The organism is Cysteiniphilum litorale (assembly GCF_003428165.1).
GTDB classification, from domain to species: Bacteria; Pseudomonadota; Gammaproteobacteria; order Francisellales; family Francisellaceae; genus Caedibacter; species Caedibacter litoralis.
In genome coordinates, this window is record NZ_QLIQ01000171.1 from 1 (window position 1) to 675 (window position 675).

A 675-nucleotide genomic window follows, 5' to 3' on the forward strand; every position below is an offset into this window, starting at 1 on the left:
TGTCCAATGATTGACCTTCAAAATAGGTATTGGTTAAATCATAAAGCGTCACAATTTCCTCAAATTCAAACCATGTTTTCTCTCTTTGGTATAAGGCTTCTTCAATGGCATCTTTAGACTTTAACAGAACATCCGAAATACGATACAGGCGATTCTTATGTAAGGTGCTAAAATCAGTCTGTAGCACCTCATCTAGCGCGCTTTTGGTTTTTAAAACTTCACACGTCCTCACCTCACTGGCAGGGTACAATGTGCGCGCTAAAATCGTGGCTAGCGCATCTTGGCACTCGCTATTGGATAAACCACATGTGCTTAGAACCTGTGGCAAATGTAGGTCTTGCGCTGCTTTGTGGACAAGGCTTTCGGCACCAATACTTTTAATATCGGAGGATTCAACAGAGGAAATATCCACTTGCTCATAGTGTGATTCTGTTGGTGTTGTATTAAATAACGCTTCACCGTGTTTTTTAATCACAAGAGCACTTAAGCGACGTGCTTCTGCTTCAATATGATCATCAACACTCAATAGAGCATGCTCAGCGCCATGAAGTAAGTCTTTAACGCGATCGGTCAACAATGCCCATTCTGACTCATCAATGGCAGTATAACTACTGCCTAGATTTAAGAGTGTAATTTGGCGCACCTTCCCGTTTGCCATGCGCATCGTTTCAACTA

1 pseudogene is annotated in these 675 nt (G+C 42.1%); it reads right to left on the bottom strand.

Going from position 1 to position 675, the window contains the following annotated elements:
* Nucleotides 1-675, bottom strand: a pseudogene (locus tag DNJ75_RS15120) (IS1634 family transposase); the annotation flags it as partial.